We start from the raw sequence: 18,587 nt of genomic DNA, 5'->3' as shown, positions 1-18,587 counted from the left end.
GCGGCGGCCGTTCGGATGATCCGCGCACACGACACCGTCCGGGCCCTCTCGCCACCGCCGTCCACGTCACCGGGTCACGCCCTCCCGTTCAGTCATCACCTCGACCGGTCCGAACGCCGCCCGTTCGCGGAGGTCAGGCGTCCCTTCTTCGTTCAGACCGGTGCTCGGTACCTGCTGAACGGCGGCCCTTCTGGTCTGGTGGTGAGCGGAGGAGGCGCGAGAGGTCGGCGACGCCGGTCCACGACGAGCCCCACGGGGGTGGGCTCGGGTCGGTGCGTGACCGCGCGCCTCCTCCACACCCCCGGCGCCCCGCCCACGTACCGGCGGACGACGCACACAGGCGCACAGACACATGGACGCACAATCAAGCGAGAGGAACGGTTGACCATGACGGATTCCACGGGGAGCCCCTGGCTCGACGGAGAACCGCCCGACAGGGCACCCGTCACCACACCGCCTCCGGTCCGCCTCGACCGGCTGACCGCGGCGCTCGGCAACGCGGCGCTGCCGGGGCTGGGCCACGCGATCGCCCGGCGTTGGCTGACGGCCGCGGCGGCACTGGCGGGGGCGGCGCTGTGGCTCGGTCTGGCGCTGGAGACCGGCCAACTCCGCTACGAGGTGCTCCTCGTGCTGTGGTGGGTCCTGGGCATAGCGCACGGGGCGCTGCTGCGCGGGGTGCCGGCGCGTCGGCCGGGGCAGACGGCCCGCCATGTCACGGCGGGCGTCATGGCATTGGCGGTGCTGCTCGGCGCGGGGTTCCTGCGCCATCAGGCCGCCACCGTGGCCGAAAACGTCGAGTCCGCGCGGGGCAAAGGCGATTGCGCGGGGGTGCGGTCCGCACAGGGGCGCCTGTGGATCGGCACCTGGGCCGCGAACGCCCCGCTGGCCGCCGAGGGCGAGCGGACCGTGGCCGCCTGCGCCCGCCTGGACGAGGCGCGCGAACTCCTGGCACGGGGGCTGAAGGGCGACAAGGAGGCGTTGGCGGCCGGCTTCGCCGTGCTGGACGCCGCACGGCCGGGCGACGCCGCGTTGGCGCGGTCGGCCCTCGACGGCTTCCTGCGGCGGATACGGGCACAGGAAGCGTGCAACGCCGCGGTGGTGACCAGCTGGCTGCGCGACCACCGGAAGAACACCGTCCTGCGTGGCCGGGCCGCCGACGCCGCCGAGCGGCAGGCGCCCACCGCGTTGAGCGGATGCGGCGACGCCCGTATGGCTCTCGGCCAGTGGCCGAGGGCCAGGGACAACTTCCGGCAACTGCTCGCCGACTACCCGGACAACGCCCTTGCCGACCACGCCCGCAGCGAATCGACACGGGCGACGCACGAGCTGGAACTGATGACCGTTCAGGACCGGTTGAACTACTCCAGGTACTGCGAGAACCCCGCCGGCTACGGGGCCGCACCGCCCTACGGCAAGGGCGAGAACCGCGCCGTGTTCACCGCGGGGGACGACGCGGACTACATCAGCGACCTGCCCGACTCGTGGCGTACGGAGGACCCCCGGAAGGCCACGATGATCGTCTGCACCGGGCCGCCCTCGCACGGTGACGTGGTGGAGACCTGCCGCTACACCACCGAGATGAATCCGTACGGCCCGGCGTTCAACGTGCACTGGACCAAGGTCAAGCTGCGGGTGAAGGTCTATGAGCTGCGTACCGGGAAGCTCGTGGCGGACCGCTCCGTCCAGATCAGCGGGTCGAGCTGCCCCGACAGGCACCGGACGTACCAGCTCGTAGCCGAGGGGATGAGCGAATACGTCACCCCGTCGAAGGCCGACGTCCGCCGGGCGTTCGCGTCTCCGCTCAAGCGCTGAGAGGCATCCCCATGGGTCGACGCACCAGGAACCACCGCTTTCTCGTCCTCGGAGTCTGCTCCATAGCCCTGGCGGGCCTCGTCTCCCCCTCCGCCGCCGCCCGCCCCCTGCCCGCCGGCAGCGCGGCCGAACGATATGGCTGGGGGGACCCGCTGGCGGCGTGGTCGGACGAGTTCGGCTACGGCTCCGCCGACGCGCCCGCGATACCTGACCCGGCCAAGTGGCAGCTGCCCGGCGACGGTTCGTCGTGCTGGCCCGGACACGAGGGCAACGGGCGGCGCTGCCCGGGCAACAGCCGGGTCGTCGGCGGTGTCCTGCGCCAGACCGGCGGGGCGAACGGGGACTCCGCCTGGATGGCCTCCAGGTTCGGCCAGCGCTACGGCCGTTGGGAGGCGCGGGTCCGCTCGCGGACGACCGGCGAGGGCTACGGCCGCCCGTACCACCCGCTGCTCATCCTGTGGCCCGACTCCGGCCGCTGGCCCGAGGACGGTGAGTACGACTACCTGGAGAACAGCGCTCCCGGCGAGGACTGCGCCGAGGCGTTCATCCACTACCCGCACCGGGCCGGTGTCGATGTCCAGCAGGAGCCCGCGCGCACCTGCGGTGTCGACCTGACCCGGTGGCACACCATCGGCATCGAGTGGACGCCGGACCATGTGCGCGGATTCCTGGACGGGAAGGAGTGGTTCCGCTTCTCCGGCGGGGCGAACGCCGTACGCGACTGCGTCCAGTGCGCCCCCTCCATGCACCAGACCGTTCAACTCGACAACTTCTTCGGCGACCGGATGCAGAGCGCTGTCTACGAGATCGACTACCTGCGCGTCTACGCCATCGACGGCGTGAGCCGCCCGGGGTACGGACCACGATGACGCGCCCGCGGACGTCCGGTGCGGTGATCGACCGGACGTCCGCGGGCGCGCGCCCGTCGCGGCGCGCTCCGCCGGGACCCACGTGAGGCCCCCGTGCCATGAGCGCCCCTTCACGAATTGCGCACCCAGGGGGCCGTCCCGTACCGCCCCTGGCGATACATACGAGAATTTTGCCAAATCGGGAGAGGTGCCGGTGTGTCGCATTACCGATTCTTGGTTCTCTTGCGAATCTTTTGCCCGTCAGCACAGGTCCCGAACTCGCGACGGGCGAGTTCTGTCATCAGGGAGATCCATGCGCTACGGCACCGCCTTGCGTGAAGCGGTCGCAACGCCCCGCACCACACCTCTCATCGGTATTTACGACATGTACTCGGCCTCCATCGCGGCCCAGCACTACAACGGATTCTTCGTCTCGGGATTCGGGTTCGCCGCGTCGCATTACGGGCTTCCGGACATCGGTTACATCGCCTGGCCCGACATGGTCGCCTTCGCGAGCCGGCTCCGGATGGCCTTCCCCCACCACCACATGCTGGTGGACATCGACGACGGCTATGTGGACCCCGAGGTCGCCTGCCACGTCGTCCGGCAGCTGGAGAGCATCGGGGCGTCCGGGGTGATCCTGGAGGACCAGAAGCGGCCGCGCCGCTGCGGGCACGCCGACGGCAAGCTGATCCTGCCGCTGGAGGAGTACCTGGAGAAGCTCGATCTGGTGCTGCGCAGCAGGGAGGACCTGCTCGTGGTGGCCCGTACGGACGCCACGGAGGAGGCGGAGATCGTACGGCGCGCGGAGGCTCTGGCGCGGACCGAAGCGGACGTGATCCTGGTCGACGGGGTGCGCAGCGTCGAGTGGATCCGCCGGATCCGCGCGGTGGTCGGCGACAAGCCCCTGCTGTTCAATCAGATCGCGGGCGGCAAATCGCCGAGGCTCTCGCTCTCGGAACTCTCCGAACTCGGGGTGGATGTCGCCATCTACAGCACCCCGTGTCTTTTCGCCGCGCACGGAGCGATCGACGGTGCGCTGATCGATCTGAAAATGGCGGACGGGCGGCTCCCGGATTCCCGGGAAACCGGGGCCATCGGGGTGAAGGGTTCCACGGAACTGCTGGAGAAGAACATCAGCAGGCATCACCTGGGCCGGCAGCCGGACCCGGAATCCGTTCCGGTCCCGGTCCCGGTATCGGTCTGATCCGGCGTTCTCTCTCGTGTCGACGAATCCCTTTCGGCCGGGCACCGGCCGGCATCGCGTGACGGAAAAGGGGCCGCGTACGGCGCGCGCGTCCACCACGGGTGTCGCCGTCGCCGCGGGCATCCTCTGCGGCGGCGTCGGCGCGGATGTCGCGCGCGCCGACGAGTCCCCTCCCCCGGCGGCGCTGACCACCGGCCGGAACGTCGGCCTCGTGGTGATCGACAACTCCCATGCCGACTCCTGGCTGGAGGTCGACCGGACGCTCAACTTCCTGATCGGCAGCAAGGGCACAGCGGGCAGCGACCACGACGGGGGCGGCGGCGCCATCGACGTGCAGGCCGGGGCGGGCGCGGACACGACCGCCGGTCCCGGTACCGGAAGCGGGAGCGGGGGCGGGGGCGGCGGCGGGGGCGGCGGTTGGATCCCGTTGATCGGCCACCCCCCGTGGCAGGGGGAGAACGGTGAATGACGTGATGCCGGAGGCCGGCCGTCGGCCGGTCCGGCGGTCCCCGCCGCCGGGCCGGTCGGCCGCCCGGCTGGGGAAGGCCGTCGATCCGTATGTGCTCGCCCTTCTCGGTACGGTCGCGCTCGCCGCGCTGCTGCCCGCCACGGGCCGGGCGGCCGGGGCCGTCGGCGGCTGCGCCGACCTCGCCATCGGGCTGCTGTTCTTCCTGTACGGCGCGCGGCTGTCGGCCCGGGAGGCGGTGGACGGCCTGCGGCAGTGGCGGCTGCATCTCCTCGTCGGGGCCGCCACCTTCGTGCTCTTCCCGCTGCTGGGGCTGGCGGCGAGCGGCCTCGTTCCGCATGTGCTCACGGACCGGCTCCACATGGGCCTGCTGTTTCTCTGCGTCGTGCCCTCCACCGTCCAGTCGTCCATCGCCCTCACCTCCACCGCGCGGGGCAATGTGCCGGCCGCCATCTGCGCCGGTACGTACTCCAGCCTGCTCGGCATGGCGGCCACCCCGCTGCTCGCCGCCTGGCTGATCGGCGCCACGGCCGGCTTCTCGGCGGACGGGGCGCGGACCCTCGCCGTGCAGCTGCTGCTCCCTTTCCTCGCCGGGCAGTTGTGCCGCCGCTGGATCGGGGGCTTCGTCGCCCGCCACAGGAGAACCCTCGGTCTGCTGGACCGGGGCGCGATCCTGCTCGTGGTCTACACGGCCTTCAGCCGGGGCATGGTGGAGGGCGTCTGGCAGCAGGTCACCCCCGTCCGGCTGCTCGCGCTGCTCGCGGTGTGCGCGGCGCTGCTCGCGGTGGCCCTCGCCACGACGTCGTACGCGGCACGGCGGCTGGGGTTCGAGCGGGAGGACCGGGTCGCCGTCGTCTTCTGCGGCTCCAACAAGAGCCTGGCGACGGGGCTGCCGATGGCGGCGGCGCTGTTCGGGGCGTCGGCCGGGCCGGTGATCCTTCCGCTGATGCTCTACCACCAGCTCCAGCTGATGGTGTGCGCGGTCATCGCGTCCCGCTGGGCGCGCCCGCCGTCCCCGCTCCGGCACCCGGCCGCTCCCCGGGGCCGGGATCAGGACCGGGACCGGCGTCCCGAGGCGGACCGGCCTCCTCCCCCACCCGCGCGTGCCGCAGCACCGTGACCGAGAGGACCGCCGCTCCCACCATCGTCACGGAGGCCCCCACCCCGGCGTAGCCCATGCCGTGGGTGAAGGCGTCGCGCGCGGTGGCGAGCAGGGAGTCCCCGGCGTCGCCGCCGAGCCGCTGGGCCACCGACATCGCGCCGCCCAGCGTCTCGCGCGCGGCGGCCGGGGCGTCGGGGGCGGCGGACTTCATGTCGGCGCCGTACACGGCCGCGCCGACCGACCCGAGGACGGCCATGCCCAGCGCGCCGCCCAGCTCCTGGCCCGACTCCAGGACGGCCGCCGCCGAGCCCGCGCGCTCGGGCGGGGCCGCGCCGAGGGCGAGTTCGTTGGCCAGGGTCATCGCAGTGACCAGTCCGGCCGCGTACATCGCGGAGCCGACGAGTACGGTCCACAGCGCCGAGTCCGTACGGACCTGGCTGAGCCAGCCGAACCCGGCGGCCGACAGGAGCAGTCCCCCGCACATCACATGGGCGCGGTTCAGCCGGGTGGCGAGCGCGGCGCCGGTCGGAGCGGCGACCATCACGCCGAGCGAGGGCACCAGACTCCACAGCGCCGCCTCGAACGGGCTCTTGCCGAGCACCGACTGGAGGTACTGGGTGAGGAAGATCGCGTAGCCGACGGTCGCGGCCATCGCGAGCAGATTGACGAGCACCGAGCCGCCGTACGCCGCCCGTCGCACCAGCGCCAGATCGACCATCGGGTGGTCGAGGCGCGTCTGACGGACCAGGAAGACGGCGCCGAACATCAGCCCGACGACGACGGCGAGCACGGAGAGCGGCGCGTAGCCGTTCTTGGCCAGCTCCTTGACGCCCTGGATGAGCGGAAGCAGGGCGGCGAGCGAGAGCGCCGCGCTCAGTACGTCGAACCCGCCGCTCGCCGCCGACCTGAACTCCGGCAGCAGGAGCGGCGCGAGCACCAGCAGCAGGGCCATCGCCGGCAGGTTGATCAGGAACACCGATCCCCACCAGAAGTGCTCCAGCAGCGCCCCGCTGACCACCGGGCCGAAGGCGACCCCGCTGGCCATCACGGTCGTCCAGAGGGTGATGGCCTTGGCGCGCTGCGCCGGGTCGCGGAAGAGGTTGCGGATCAGGGCGAGCGTCGACGGCATCAGGCAGGCGCCGCCCACCCCGAGCAGCGCCCGCGCGGCGATGAGCGCTCCGGGGGTGTGCGCGTATCCGGCGGCGACCGAGGCGGCGCCGAAGACCACCGCGCCGGTGAGCAGCAGCCGACGGCGTCCCACGCGGTCGCCGAGGGCGCCCATCGTGATCAGGAGGCCGGCGAGCACGAAGCCGTAGATGTCGAGGATCCACAGCTGCTGGGTGGAGCCCGGCCGTAGATCCTCGCTGATGGCGGGGATCGCGAAGTAGAGAATCGAGACGTCCATCGAGACCAGCAGCAGCGGCAGCATCAGCACGCCGAGCGCGGTCCACTCCCGGCGCCCGGCGCGCTCGGGGCCCGGCGTCCCGGCCGTCCCGCGCGGCCCGCGCGGCCCGCGGGGTGCGCTGTCAGGTGTCATTCCCTCGGTCATGACGGGAGCACAGCAGTCCGGCGCGTACACCGCAAGCAGCTGCCTAGTGCACCGGGCAACCATGAGGCTCTCCACCCCAGTTCACCGGTGGTTACCCCGGTTCACCGCACTAGTACACTCGCGCCCGTGGTCACCGAACCGCTCTACCCGCCGCCCTATCTCAGGATCGCCGCCGAGATCCGTGAGCGCATCGAGGCGGGCACCCTGCGCCCCGGCGACCGCGTCCCCTCCACCCGGGCGATCACCCAGGAGTGGGGGGTGGCGATGGCGACCGCCACGAAGGCGCTGTCGGTGCTGCGCCAGGAGGGCCTGGTACGGGCCGTGCCGGGCGTCGGCACGGTGGTCGACCGGACCCGCGCCCAGCCGCGCCGTACCCCCGGGGACCCGGCGCGCGGCGAACCGGCCCTGAACCGGCGGCGGATCGTCAGGACCGCGATCGAACTGGCCGACTCCGAGGGGCTCGGCGCGCTCTCGATGCGCCGGGTCGCGACGGCGCTCGCCACCTCGACCATGGCGCTCTACCGCCATGTGCCGGGCAAGGCCGAGCTGGTGCGGCTGATGTCGGACGCGGTCTCGGGCGAGGAGCCGATGGGTCCCGTACCGGCCGACTGGCGCGCGGGGGTGGAGCACGCGGCGCGCTGGCTGTGGCGGGCGAACGGGCGGCACCCCTGGCTGGCCACCGCCATGGCCTCCTTCACCCGTCCCCCCGCGGCGCCCGACGCCATGGCGTACACGGAGTGGGTGCTGAAGGCGCTTCAGAGCACCGGGCTCTCGCCGTTCGAGATGATCCACAGTCATCTCACGGTCTTCGCCTACGTCCAGGGGCTGGCGGTGGCGGCGGATCTGGAGAACCAGGCCAGGCAGGACACCGGACTGTCCGACGAGGAGTGGCTGGCACGAAACGAGCCACAGTTCGACGCCATCGTGGCGGGCGGGGCCTATCCGCTGCTCAACACGCTCTTCACACAGGAGCAGTTCGACCTTGACCTCGATACCCTCTTCGAGTTCGGGCTGCGGCGGACGCTCGACGGCATCGCCGTGATGATCGGCGAAACGTCCGCTTAACGAACATGTCACTTCAGGCAGCGGACGAGTTCCGGCCAACTTGTTGACGCGCTCCTGACAGAGAGCTGTCCCGGCTGCGACTCTTCCCCCGTTCTTCGCACCGCCCCCGCACCGCCCGCATCACCGGTACCGCACGCACGGCTGATCCGATTCTTCCCGTACTCCCCCCTCGCAGAAGGAGTTCGCGTGAGACCTGTCAGACCCCTGAGAGTCACCCCCCGCCGCCGCGCCACCGCCACCGGCGCGCTCATCGCCGCCGCGGCCCTGCTCGGCGTGGGCGTCCAGGCCGGCACCGCCGTCGCGCAGCCCGACAGCGCGCCCGCGGCGCCCGTCGCGGGCAAGGCCGACCCCGGCGCGCTGCCGCGTTCGCTCTCCCCCGCAGCGCGCACCGCTCTGATACGCGAGGCCGACGCCGGCAAGGCCGAGACCGCGAAGGACCTCGGCCTGGGGGCGGGGGAGAAGCTCGTCGTGCGCGATGTCGTGCAGGACGTGGACGGCACCACGCACACCCGGTACGAGCGCACCTACCAGGGGCTTCCCGTCCTCGGCGGCGACCTCGTCGTCTCGGCGGCGAAGTCGGGCGCGACCCGGTCCGTCACCAAGGCGTCCACCGCCACGCTGAAGAACGTCTCCACCGCCGCCGCCATCACCCCGGCCACCGCCGAGAAGCAGGCGCTGAGCGCCGCCGCCGCGGCGGACTCCAAGGCGAACGGCGCGAAGAAGATCGCGACCGACAGCGCGCCGCGCAAGGTCGTCTGGATGGCGAAGGGCACCCCGACCCTCGCGTACGAGACCGTGGTCGGCGGGTTCCAGCACGACGGCACCCCCAACGAGCTGCATGTCGTCACCGACGCGGCCAGCGGCGCGAAGCTGTACGAGTGGCAGGGCGTCGAGAACGGCGTCGGCAACACCCAGTACAGCGGCCAGGTCACCCTGGGGACCACCCCGTCGGGATCGACGTACAACCTCACCGACGGCGGCCGGGGCAACCACCGGACGTACAACCTGAACCGGTCCACCTCCGGCACCGGCACGCTCTTCTCGAACTCCACCGACACCTGGGGCAACGGCACCACCTCCAACCTGGAGACCGCCGGCGCGGACGCGGCCTACGGCGCCGGGCTGACCTGGGACTACTACAAGAACGTGCACGGCCGCACCGGCATCAAGGGCGACGGCGTCGGCGCGTACTCCCGGGTCCACTACAGCAGCGGCTACGTCAACGCCTTCTGGCAGGACTCCTGCTTCTGCATGACCTACGGCGACGGCTCCGGCAACGCCCGCCCGCTGACCTCGATCGACGTGGCCGCCCACGAGATGACCCACGGCGTCACCTCCGTCACCGCCAAGCTCAACTACAGCGGTGAGTCGGGCGGTCTCAACGAGGCGACGTCCGACATCTTCGCCACCGCCGTCGAGTTCTACGCCGGCAACGCCGAGGACCAGGGCGACTACCTCATCGGCGAGAAGATCAACATCAACGGCAACGGCACGCCGCTGCGGTACATGGACAAGCCCAGCAAGGACGGCTCCTCGCGCGACTACTGGTCCTCCACCCTCGGCAACGTGGACGTCCACTACTCCTCGGGCCCGGCGAACCACTGGTTCTACCTGATCTCCGAGGGCAGCGGCGCCAAGACCGTCAACGGTGTCGCCTACGACTCGCCGACCTACGACGGCCTTCCGGTGACGGGCATCGGCCGGGACAAGGCCGCGCAGATCTGGTTCAAGGCGCTCACCACGAAGTTCACCTCCACGACCAACTACGCGGCGGCGCGCACCGGCACGCTCGCCGTGACGGCCGACCTCTACGGCACGGACAGCGCCGAGTACAAGTCCGTCACCGACGCCTGGGCGGCCATCAACGTGGGCGCCCGCCCCGGCGGCGGCGGCAACACGGGCACGGTCTTCTCCAGCAACACCGTGGTCGCCATCCCGGACAACGGCCCGGCGGTCACCTCGCCGCTCGCGGTCTCCGGCATCACGGGCAACGCCCCGGCCTCCCTCCAGGTCGACGTGGACATCACGCACACCTGGCGCGGTGACCTGGTCGTGGACCTGGTGGGGCCGAGCGGTACGTCCTACCGGCTGAAGAGTTCCAGCGGCGGGGACTCCGCGCAGGACGTGGTGGAGACGTACTTCGTGAACGCGTCGTCGGAGACGGCGAACGGCACCTGGCAGCTGAAGGTGCAGGATGTCGCGTCCCGGGACACCGGCCGGATCAACGGCTACAAGCTCACCTTCTGAGCGCGGGCAGCCCCTGCCGCACCGCACACCCGAGCCGTCCGGGGCGTCACACCGCCCCGGACGGCTCCGCCGCGTGGATGAGCTTGCGCAGCGCGTCGTAGTACACCTCGTGGTCCACGGTGGCGGGCAGCAGCGCGGCGATGTGCCCGGTGAGCACCGGGAAATCCGCCGGATCCAGGGCCGCCAGGGCGGTACGGGTCAGGGCGACGGCCGCCCCGGGGTCCCGGTGGTCGACGAAGGTGGCGCTGCCGAGGGTGAGCAGATAGAGCTGGCGGTAGACCACCATGGCCTGCGCGGGCGTCATCCCGGCCGCGACGCTCTGCGCGAGCTGCGGCTCCACCAGCTTCGCCAGCAGTTCCGGCCCCAGCCACGGCCGCCCGCCGCGCAGGGCGAGCAGCCCGGGGCGGGCAGTCAGCGCCGCGTACAGCCCGCAGAAGCGCGCCTCGGTGGCCGAGGCCCAGTCGCTGCCGGGCGGGATGCCGGGCAGTTCGGCGGCCAGCTGGTCGGCGCAGAGGTCCAGCAGCCCCGCGAGGTCGCCGCAGCGGCGCTGCACCGTGGCGTGCGCGACACCGAGGCGGGCCGCGACGGTACGGAAGCTGAGCGCGCCGGGGCCGTCCTCGTCGAGGAGCGAGAGCGCGGCGGCGGCGATGCGCGCGGGGGCCGCGGCGTCGGGGGAAGCGGATTGCCCGGTCATGCGAGCCATCGTACGATACAGCGTATCGGAGACCGGGACGGCACCAGGGAGCGAGCGCGGACATGTCCGAACTGACCTACGGGGAGATCAAGCGGGCGGTGGACCGCACGGCGGGCCGGGTGCGCGCGGTGACGGTGACACCGGCCGAGCCGGTGGACGGCGCGAGCGGTGTCCGGGCCCATCTGGCGCTGGAGTATCTCCAGCACACGGGGTGTTTCAAGGCGCGTGGCGCGGTGAACTTCCTGCGCGCGCACGCGGAGTCGGGCACGCTGCCGGACGCCGGGGTCACGATCGCCTCGGGCGGCAACGCCGGACTGGCCTGCGCGTGGGCCGCGCGCGGTACGGGGACGCGGGCGACGGTGTTCCTGCCGGCGACGGCCCCGGAGGTGAAGGTCGCGCGGCTGCGTTCGTACGGCGCCGAGGTACGTCTCGTGGGCACGGCGTACGCCGAAGCGCTGGCCGCGTGCGAGGAGTTCGCCGCCACGACGGGCGCGCTCGCCTCCCACGCGTACGACAACCCGCTGATCGCCGCCGGGGCCGGCACGCTGATGGAGGAGATCCACGAGCGGCTCCCGGACCTGGACACCGTGGTGGTCGCGGTGGGCGGCGGCGGTCTGTTCGCGGGCGTGGCCACGGCCGCGCGGCAGCACGGCGTGCGGATGGTGGCGGTCGAGCCGGAGAACAGCCGCGCGCTCCACGCGGCCGTCGAGGCGGGCGCCGTGGTGGACGTCGCGGTCGCATCGGTCGCGGCCGACTCCCTGGGCGCCCGGCGCGCCTCGGCCGCCGCGCTGGACGCGGCCCGGCGGGACGGCGTGCGCGCCGTCCTGGTCCCGGACGAGGAGATCGTCCGCGCCCGCCGGCTCCTCTGGGACGACCGCCGTATCGCGGTCGAGCACGGCGCGGCGACGGCGCTGGCGGCGCTGAACGGCGGGGCGTACCGGCCGGCCCCGGACGAGAAGGTGTGCGTGGTGCTGTGCGGCGCGAACACGGATCCGGGGACGCTGGCCTAGGAGGGCTGAGGGCGCTCCCCGCGACCGGCGGCGAGCGTCAGGACCCGGCTCGCGGCGCGTGGTCCCCGCCGTGCAGATGAGCCATCTCGCCCTCGTGGTTGAGGATGGTGAGGATCTCCACCGGCCCGTCGTGGGCGCCGATGACGTGCGGGACCATGGTCGAGAACTGGGCCGCCTCGCCGGTGGGGACGAGGACGGTCCGCTCCCCCAGCTCCAGGCGGGCCGTCCCGGAGAGCACGGTGAACCACTCGCGGCCGGGGTGCACACCCCGGTGGCCGGGTCCGGTCGGCCGGTCACCGGTGATGCGCATCTTGGCGACGGTCACCCCGTGGAGGGAGTCCTCCCGGGACAGGAGCCAGGTCGTGAGCCCTCGCGAGTGCTGGGGCTGCGGCCGGATCACCACGTCCTCGTCGTCGGCGGACTCGACGAGCTGGTCGAGTGTCGTGTCGAGCGCCCGGGCGATGGGCACCAGCTGGTCCAGCGCGATCCTGCGGTGCCCGGTCTCGATCCGGCTCAGATTGGAGGGGCTGAGATGACAGCGGGCGGCGAGCGTGTCCAGTGACCAGCCCCTGGCCAGCCGCAGACCCCGGATGCGCTGCCGGATCACACTGTCCAGGTCCGATTCTTGCGTCATGAGCAAGAGTGTATGCCGTCACAGCATGCCCCGCTTAGCGTGGAGGGCATGGCTCATGACACGCACCACCACCAGCAGCAGCACGGACACGGCCACGGACCCGGCCATCAGGACGGGGACGCGCCCCACGACGAGGCGCGGATGGCGGAGATGCTCGACCTGGACGCCGAGGTGCTCGGCACGTACCTGGACGAGCTGACCGCATGGGTCGGGCGGCACGCGCCCGACGCGGTACGGACCGTCCTGGACATCGGCGCGGGGACGGGCACCGGCAGCCTGGCGCTGGCCCGGCGCTTCCCGGCGGCCGAGGTGATCGCGGTCGACCGCTCCCCGCTGATGCTCGAACGCCTCCGGGCGACGGCCGACCGGCAGGGGCTGGGCGGACGGCTGCGGGCCCTGGCGGCGGACGTCGACACCGCGTGGCCGCGGACCGGGCCGGTCGACGTGGCATGGGCGGCCCTGTCGATGCACCACTTCGCCGACCCGGACCGGGTGCTGTCCGACGTCCACGCCGCGCTGAACCCCGGCGGCCTGCTGACGGTCGTCGAGATGGACAGCCTGCCGCGCTTCCTGCCCGACGACCTCGGCCTCGGCCGGCCGGGGCTGGAGTCCCGCTGCCACCGGGCGATGCCCGAGGCGCCCTGGAGCCAACACCCGGACTGGCGCGGCCCGTTGGAGCGGGCGGGCTTCGAGATCGTCGAGCAGCGCGTCATGCCCGTCGCGCTGGATCCGGCGCCGGCGGGCGCCGGCCGCTACGCGCGCGCCTTCCTCAGCGGTGTACGCGGGGCGCTCACGGACCGGCTGGGCGCCGACGATCTCGCCACCCTCGACCGCCTCCTGGCCGACGACGGTCCCGACGCGCTGGTGCGCCGCACCGATCTGGCCGTACGGGGAAGCCGCACCGCGTGGGCGGCCCGGCGCCGCCCGGACCGGCCCTCGGCGTAGGGGGCGGCGGTCCGTCGTCCCGGCGGAGCCGGGCGGCCTTCGGCCGGTGGCCCCCGACCGTCTTGCTGTTCCGGCAACAATAATTGCCTCCCGCGCGGCTCCAAGCGCACCATCGGCCATGAAACGGAGGTACCGCGCATGGCTACGCGAGAAGAATCGAGCACACGAGGACCGCGGACCGCGGACCGGTACGACGCCGTGGTCATCGGCGGCGGGGCGGCCGGGCTCAGCGGGGCGCTGACGCTGGCCAGGGCCCGGCGTTCGGTGCTGGTGATCGACGAGGGGCGGCCCCGGAACGCGCCCGCGTCGGGGATCCACGGCTATCTGGGGCTGGACGGCACCCCGCCCGGGGAGCTGCTGGCCGCCGGGCGCCGGGAGGTGACCGGGTACGGCGGCGAAATCGTCGCCGGGACGGTGGTGGCGGCGGAGCGCCGCGCGGACGACGCGGGGTTCCGGGTCGCGCTGGCGGACGGGTCCTCGGTCACGGCGGCCCGGCTGCTGGTGACGACCGGGCTGGTGGACGAACTGCCCGACGTGCCGGGGCTGGCCGGGCGGTGGGGGCGCGAGGTGCTGCACTGCCCGTACTGCCACGGCTGGGAGGTACGCGACGAGCCGATCGGCGTCGTGGCGAGCGGGCCGCTCGGGGTGCGTCAGGCGCTGATGTGGCGGCAGTGGAGCAAGGACGTCACCCTCTGCCTGCACACCGGGCCCGAACCGACCGACGAGGAGTACGAGCAGCTCGCCGCCCGGGAGATCGCCGTGGTGGACGGCGAGGTGACCGGCGTCGAGGTGTCCGGCGACCGGCTCTCCGGGCTCCGTCTGGCCGGCGGCCGGACGCAGCCCTGCCGGGCCGTGGTGGTCGGCCCCCGGTTGACCACCCGCGCGGGCTTCCTCGGTGACCTGGGACTCGACGTCACCGACCAGGAGATGTCGGGCCAGGTCATCGCCACCTACATCGCCGCCGACCCCGTCGGCGCCACCGAGGTGCCGGGCGTATGGGTGGCGGGCAATATCGCCAACCCCACCGCCCAGGTCAACGCGGCGGCCACCGGCGGCACGCTCGCCGCCGCGGCGATCAACGCCGATCTGACGGCCGAGGAGACCCGCCGGGCCGTCGCCGAGCGCAGGGCCCCCTTCTCCGCCCGGCAGGAACGGGAGGCGGCCGAACAGCGCGCGCGCACCCGCCCGTACGACCACCGACCGGGAGGAACCCGATGACCACCGAGACCACCACCCACGAGCAGGAGTGGGACGACCGTTACAACGAGAGCGAGCGGATCTGGAGCGGCGAGCCCAACCCCACTCTGGTCAAGGAGGTCGCGGGGCTGAAGCCGGGCACCGCGCTGGAACTGGGCTGCGGCGAGGGCGGTGACACGGTCTGGCTCGCGCGGCGGGGCTGGCACGTCACCGCGACCGACATCTCCGGCGTCGCCCTCGGCCGCACCGCCGAGCACGCGGCGCGTGCCGGCGTCGCGGACCGGGTCGTCCCGGAGCGTCACGACCTCGCCGAGTCGTTCCCGGCCGGCTCCTTCGACCTGGTCTGCGCGCACTTCCTGCACTCGTACCGGGACATGCCCCGCGAGCGGATCCTGCGGACGGCGGCCTCGGCCGTGGCGCCCGGCGGGGTGCTGCTCGTCGTCGGCCACTCCGGCTTCCCCAGCTGGATGGAGGAGCCGCCGGCCGATGTGTCGCTGCCGAGCGCGCGGGAGGTTCTCGCCTCCCTCGAACTGCGGCCCGACGCGTGGGAGGTCCTGGTCACCGAGGAGCACCGGGCGCCCTCGACCGGTCCCGAGGGGCAGCGGGGCTTCCACGCCAACAACACCGTCAAGGCGCGGCGCCTGGCGTAGCGTCCGGGCGGCGCACCGCGCCCGGCGGCCGTGAGCGGGCCGCCGGGCGCGGTGGCGTCAGCGCATCAGCACGCCCGCGCCCTCCCCCGTCGCCTCCGTGGGCAGCGCGACCAGTCCCAGGTCGGCGCCGGTGGCGAGCCGCGGATGGGCGGGCAGGACGCGGACGGTGTAGCCGTAGGGGCCCGTGCGGTCGAGGGCGAGCGGGCCCTCGTACACCCAGCGGCCCTCCAGGTCGGCGCCGCCGGCCGGTTTGAGCGGGAAGGTCCGGGCGTCGGCGATCGTGTCGTCCGGGCCGACCCGGCCCGCGACGGCCTGGACCTCCACCGCCTCCGGGCGCAGCTCGCCGAGTCCGACGCGCACCCGCAGGGTGAGCGTGGAGCCCAGCTCGGCGCCGCCGCCGTCCCCGCCGTCGGCGCCGCTCGCGGCGACCGCCTCCACGTGGTCCACCGAGACGTGCGGCCAGAGCGTGCGCGTCCGGTACTTCCAGGCCGCCAGCTCCGTCGCGGTGTCCGCGTCCAGCGCGCGATGGGCTTGCGCCGCCGGGGCGTACAGCCGCTCCACGTACTCCCGCACCATCCGGTCGGCCAGCACCTTGGGTCCGAGCGTGACCAGGGTGCGCCGGACCATCTCGATCCAGCGGTCCGGGAGTCCGGCCTCGCCCCGGTCGTAGAAGCGGGGCGCGATACGGTCCTCCAGCAGCTCGTAGAGCGCGTTGGCCTCCAGTTCGTCGCGCCGGTTCTCGTCGGCGGACGAGCCGTCGGCGGTCGGGATGGCCCAGCCGAAGTCGGGCTCGTACCACTCGTCCCACCAGCCGTCCAGCACCGACAGGTTGAGACAGCCGTTGAGCGCGGCCTTCATCCCGCTGGTGCCGCACGCCTCCAGCGGGCGCAGCGGGTTGTTGAGCCAGACGTCGCAGCCCGGGTAGAGCGTCTGCGCCATCCCCATCCCGTAGTCGGGCAGGAAGACGATGCGGTGGCGCACCCGCGGGTCGTCGGCGAACCGCACCAGCTCCCGCACCAGCCGCTTGCCGCCGTCGTCCGCCGGATGGGCCTTGCCCGCGACGACGATCTGGACGGGCCGCTCCGGGTCGAGCAGCAGGTTCGTCAGCCGCTCGCGGTCGCGCAGCATGAGGGTGAGGCGTTTGTACGAGGGGACGCGGCGGGCGAAGCCGATGGTGAGGACGTCGGGGTCGAGGACACCGTCGATCCAGCCGAGTTCGGCGGCTTCGGCGCCGCGCTCCCGCCAGGACGCGTGGAGCCGGGTGCGCACCTCGCCGACCAGCCGCTCGCGGAGCGCGCGCCGCACGTCCCAGAGCCCGGCGGCGGGGACCTCGTCGGCCGGTCCGAGCCGGGTGACCTCGGGCGCGGTCCAGGTCGGCGCGTGCACGCCGTTGGTGACGGAGGTGATGGGCACCTCGTCCGGGTCGAAGTCCGGCCAGAGTCCGGCGAACATCCGGCGGCTGACCGCGCCGTGCAGGGTGGAGACGCCGTTGGCGCGCTGGGCGAGCCGCAGGCCCATCACGGCCATGTTGAACAGGTGGGGCTCGCCGCCGGGGTAGGTCTCCACGCCGAGGCCGATGACGCGCTCGGCTGGCACGCCGGGCAGCTCGCCGTCGTCGCCGAAGTGGCGGGCGATCAGGTCGCGGTCGAAGCGGTCGATGCCGGCCGGGACGGGGGTGTGGGTGGTGAAGACCGTTCCGGCGCGTACCGCCTCCAGCGCGGCCTCGAAGCCGAGTCCGCCGTGGCCGTCCGGTTCCGGTCCGCCCGCCATGAGTTCGCGGACGCGCTCCAGGCCGAGGAACCCGGCGTGGCCCTCGTTGGTGTGGAACACCTCGGGCGCGGGATGGCCGGTGAGCCGGCAGTACGCGCGTACCGCCCGGACGCCGCCGATGCCGAGCAGCATCTCCTGGAGCAGCCGGTGTTCGCTGCCGCCGCCGTAGAGCCGGTCGGTGACATCGCGCTCGCCGGGCCCGTTCTCCTCGACGTCGGAGTCGAGGAGCAGCAGCGGGACGCGGCCGACCCTGGCCTGCCAGACACAGGCGCGCAGCGAGCGGTGGCCCGGCAGGGTGAGGGTGACGCGGACGGGTGTGCCGTCGTTCTCGCGGAGCCGGGTCAGGGGCAGTTCGTCGGGGTCGAGGACCGGGTAGCGCTCCTGCTGCCAGCCGTCGCGGGAGAGCGACTGGCGGAAGTAGCCGTGCCGGTAGAGCAGTCCGACGCCGATGAGCGGCACGCCGAGGTCGCTGGCGGCCTTGAGGTGGTCGCCGGCGAGGATGCCGAGGCCGCCCGAGTACTGCGGCAGGGCCGCCGTCACCCCGAACTCGGGGGAGAAGTAGCCGACGGCGGCGGGCAGCCGCGCGCCCTCGGCGTCGCGTTCCTGGTACCAGCGGTCGCCGTGCAGGTAGGTGTCGAGGTCGGCGGCGACGGCGGTGAGCCGGTCGAGGAAGGCGCGGTCACCGGCCAGCTCGGTGAGGCGCGTGGCGGAGACGGCTCCGAGCAGCCGTACGGGGTCGGCGCCGGAGGCCCGCCAGCCGCCCGGGTCGACGGCCTCGAAGAGTTCGCGGGTCCCCGGGTGCCAGGACCAGCGGAGGTTGCGGGCCAGTTCGCCGAGCGGTCGGAGCGGTTCCGGCAGAACGGGGCGGACGGTGAACCGACGGATTGCCTTCACGTTGTTCCACCTTCGCAGGGGGCATACGGGCCAAGAGGGGCGCACCACGCTGTGCGGCCCGCCGTCCCTGACGACGGTAGCCTCACGGCGCCCTCCACGACCACGGCGCACACGCGCACTCACCCGTGCGCCTCCGCGCCGCGCCGGAGTGCGGAGGCGGACGATGGCACGACAGATGTCGTACGTGTTGCGGGCGGTGTCCGCGCGCCGGGGCGGTTCTCCGTACGCCCCAGTAGTTAACAATCCGCCGGATTGCCCACCCGAAGAGAGTGGGAAGGCTCATGCGGTACGCACGACCCGTACGCACGACCTGTGCTCATGGCACTCGCACGGCACGTACTTACCGCACACGAGCGCGTCTCCACATGATTCCAGCGCTATTCGAGTGAACGCGGACAGGAGCGGCCATGCTCGCAGCCTCCCAGTCGTCCTCAGAGCAGCTACAAAGAACGTTCGAACCGTCACAATTCGGTAAAAGCATCCGAAACCTAACCGCT

General features: G+C 72.9%; 14 protein-coding genes and 1 pseudogene. 11 read left to right on the top strand and 4 right to left on the bottom strand.

Annotated features, from left to right (window positions below):
• Positions 1-387: 387 nt before the first annotated feature.
• The 5 genes from ACFY6S_RS25325 to ACFY6S_RS25305 all read left to right on the top strand — a co-directional run bounded on the left by ACFY6S_RS25325 (position 388) and on the right by ACFY6S_RS25305 (position 5,453).
• The gene (locus tag ACFY6S_RS25325; protein ID WP_388814765.1) at positions 388-1,812 is read left to right on the top strand and encodes a hypothetical protein; all 1,425 of its coding nucleotides are present in this window, start codon (positions 388-390) and stop codon (positions 1,810-1,812) included.
• Between the two features lie 11 nt (positions 1,813-1,823).
• Positions 1,824-2,681: a hypothetical protein gene (locus ACFY6S_RS25320; RefSeq protein ID WP_388814766.1), complete on the top strand. Its 858-nt coding sequence runs from the start codon at positions 1,824-1,826 to the stop codon at positions 2,679-2,681.
• Between the two features lie 292 nt (positions 2,682-2,973).
• Positions 2,974-3,867 (top strand): oxaloacetate decarboxylase, encoded by an 894-nt coding sequence (locus ACFY6S_RS25315; protein WP_388814767.1) that lies wholly within the window; start codon positions 2,974-2,976, stop codon positions 3,865-3,867.
• Positions 3,868-3,925: 58 nt separating this feature from the next.
• Positions 3,926-4,336, top strand: coding sequence for a hypothetical protein (locus ACFY6S_RS25310; protein ID WP_388814769.1), 411 nt, complete (start codon positions 3,926-3,928; stop codon positions 4,334-4,336).
• Positions 4,337-4,340: 4 nt separating this feature from the next.
• On the top strand, positions 4,341-5,453 hold the full coding sequence (locus ACFY6S_RS25305) for a bile acid:sodium symporter family protein (RefSeq protein ID WP_388817822.1): 1,113 nt from the start codon (positions 4,341-4,343) through the stop codon (positions 5,451-5,453).
• Here the strand turns inward: ACFY6S_RS25305 and ACFY6S_RS25300 are convergent.
• A pseudogene (locus tag ACFY6S_RS25300) lies at positions 5,347-6,972 on the bottom strand (MFS transporter); the annotation flags it as partial. The gene ACFY6S_RS25305 and the pseudogene ACFY6S_RS25300 overlap by 107 nt on opposite strands.
• A gap of 138 nt (positions 6,973-7,110) precedes the next feature.
• Between ACFY6S_RS25300 and ACFY6S_RS25295 the strand changes: the two are divergent.
• Complete coding sequence (locus ACFY6S_RS25295; RefSeq protein ID WP_388814771.1) at positions 7,111-8,049, top strand: TetR/AcrR family transcriptional regulator C-terminal domain-containing protein; 939 nt, start codon at positions 7,111-7,113, stop codon at positions 8,047-8,049.
• Between the two features lie 204 nt (positions 8,050-8,253).
• A complete protein-coding gene (locus ACFY6S_RS25290) occupies positions 8,254-10,296 on the top strand; it encodes a M4 family metallopeptidase (RefSeq protein WP_388817825.1) in 2,043 nt (680 codons plus the stop codon).
• Between the two features lie 46 nt (positions 10,297-10,342).
• Here the strand turns inward: ACFY6S_RS25290 and ACFY6S_RS25285 are convergent, their stop codons facing one another.
• Positions 10,343-10,990 carry a TetR/AcrR family transcriptional regulator gene (locus ACFY6S_RS25285; protein WP_389462595.1) on the bottom strand — a complete coding sequence of 216 codons (648 nt, stop codon included), beginning with the start codon at positions 10,988-10,990 and terminating at the stop codon, positions 10,343-10,345.
• A gap of 62 nt (positions 10,991-11,052) precedes the next feature.
• Between ACFY6S_RS25285 and ACFY6S_RS25280 the strand changes: the two genes are divergently transcribed.
• Positions 11,053-12,000, top strand: a complete 948-nt coding sequence (locus tag ACFY6S_RS25280; RefSeq protein ID WP_388814775.1) for a serine/threonine dehydratase — start codon at positions 11,053-11,055, stop codon at positions 11,998-12,000.
• A gap of 37 nt (positions 12,001-12,037) precedes the next feature.
• Here the strand turns inward: ACFY6S_RS25280 and ACFY6S_RS25275 are convergent, their stop codons facing one another.
• Entirely contained in the window at positions 12,038-12,634 is a 597-nt protein-coding gene (locus ACFY6S_RS25275) for a helix-turn-helix domain-containing protein (RefSeq protein WP_388814777.1), read from the bottom strand.
• 48 nt (positions 12,635-12,682) lie between these two features.
• Here ACFY6S_RS25275 and ACFY6S_RS25270 point away from each other — a divergent pair, with 48 nt between their 5' ends.
• The 3 genes from ACFY6S_RS25270 (at position 12,683) to ACFY6S_RS25260 (ending at position 15,426) form a co-directional block, all read left to right on the top strand.
• Positions 12,683-13,579, top strand: coding sequence for a class I SAM-dependent methyltransferase (locus ACFY6S_RS25270; RefSeq protein WP_388814779.1), 897 nt, complete (start codon positions 12,683-12,685; stop codon positions 13,577-13,579).
• A 138-nt stretch (positions 13,580-13,717) separates the two neighbouring features.
• Positions 13,718-14,797 (top strand): NAD(P)/FAD-dependent oxidoreductase, encoded by a 1,080-nt coding sequence (locus ACFY6S_RS25265; RefSeq protein ID WP_388814780.1) that lies wholly within the window; start codon positions 13,718-13,720, stop codon positions 14,795-14,797.
• A complete protein-coding gene (locus tag ACFY6S_RS25260) occupies positions 14,794-15,426 on the top strand; it encodes an SAM-dependent methyltransferase (RefSeq protein ID WP_388814782.1) in 633 nt (210 codons plus the stop codon). Before ACFY6S_RS25265 ends, ACFY6S_RS25260 begins: the two co-directional genes overlap by 4 nt.
• 57 nt (positions 15,427-15,483) lie before the next feature.
• Here the strand turns inward: ACFY6S_RS25260 and glgP are convergent, their stop codons facing one another.
• Positions 15,484-18,090 carry an alpha-glucan family phosphorylase gene (gene glgP, locus ACFY6S_RS25255; protein WP_388814784.1) on the bottom strand — a complete coding sequence of 869 codons (2,607 nt, stop codon included), beginning with the start codon at positions 18,088-18,090 and terminating at the stop codon, positions 15,484-15,486.
• Positions 18,091-18,587: the final 497 nt, after the last annotated feature.

Origin of the sequence: Streptomyces sp. NPDC012835, assembly GCF_042900885.1 — a bacterium.
In the GTDB taxonomy this organism is placed as follows: domain Bacteria; phylum Actinomycetota; class Actinomycetes; order Streptomycetales; family Streptomycetaceae; genus Streptomyces.
The sequence above is the reverse complement of the archived record's forward strand: the minus strand, read 5'-3'. Positions and strand labels throughout refer to the sequence as shown.

Bases quoted from the DNA above. Each gene is read 5' to 3' on its own strand.
- ACFY6S_RS25325 (WP_388814765.1), top strand. From the start codon at position 388: ATGACGGATTCCACGGGGAGCCCCTGGCTCGACGGAGAACCGCCCGAC.
- ACFY6S_RS25320 (WP_388814766.1), top strand. From the start codon at position 1,824: ATGGGTCGACGCACCAGGAACCACCGCTTTCTCGTCCTCGGAGTCTGC.
- ACFY6S_RS25315 (WP_388814767.1), top strand. From the start codon at position 2,974: ATGCGCTACGGCACCGCCTTGCGTGAAGCGGTCGCAACGCCCCGCACC.
- ACFY6S_RS25305 (WP_388817822.1), top strand. From the start codon at position 4,341: ATGCCGGAGGCCGGCCGTCGGCCGGTCCGGCGGTCCCCGCCGCCGGGC.
- ACFY6S_RS25285 (WP_389462595.1), bottom strand. From the start codon at position 10,990: ATGACCGGGCAATCCGCTTCCCCCGACGCCGCGGCCCCCGCGCGCATC.
- ACFY6S_RS25280 (WP_388814775.1), top strand. From the start codon at position 11,053: ATGTCCGAACTGACCTACGGGGAGATCAAGCGGGCGGTGGACCGCACG.
- ACFY6S_RS25275 (WP_388814777.1), bottom strand. From the start codon at position 12,634: ATGACGCAAGAATCGGACCTGGACAGTGTGATCCGGCAGCGCATCCGG.
- ACFY6S_RS25270 (WP_388814779.1), top strand. From the start codon at position 12,683: ATGGCTCATGACACGCACCACCACCAGCAGCAGCACGGACACGGCCAC.
- ACFY6S_RS25265 (WP_388814780.1), top strand. From the start codon at position 13,718: ATGGCTACGCGAGAAGAATCGAGCACACGAGGACCGCGGACCGCGGAC.
- ACFY6S_RS25260 (WP_388814782.1), top strand. From the start codon at position 14,794: ATGACCACCGAGACCACCACCCACGAGCAGGAGTGGGACGACCGTTAC.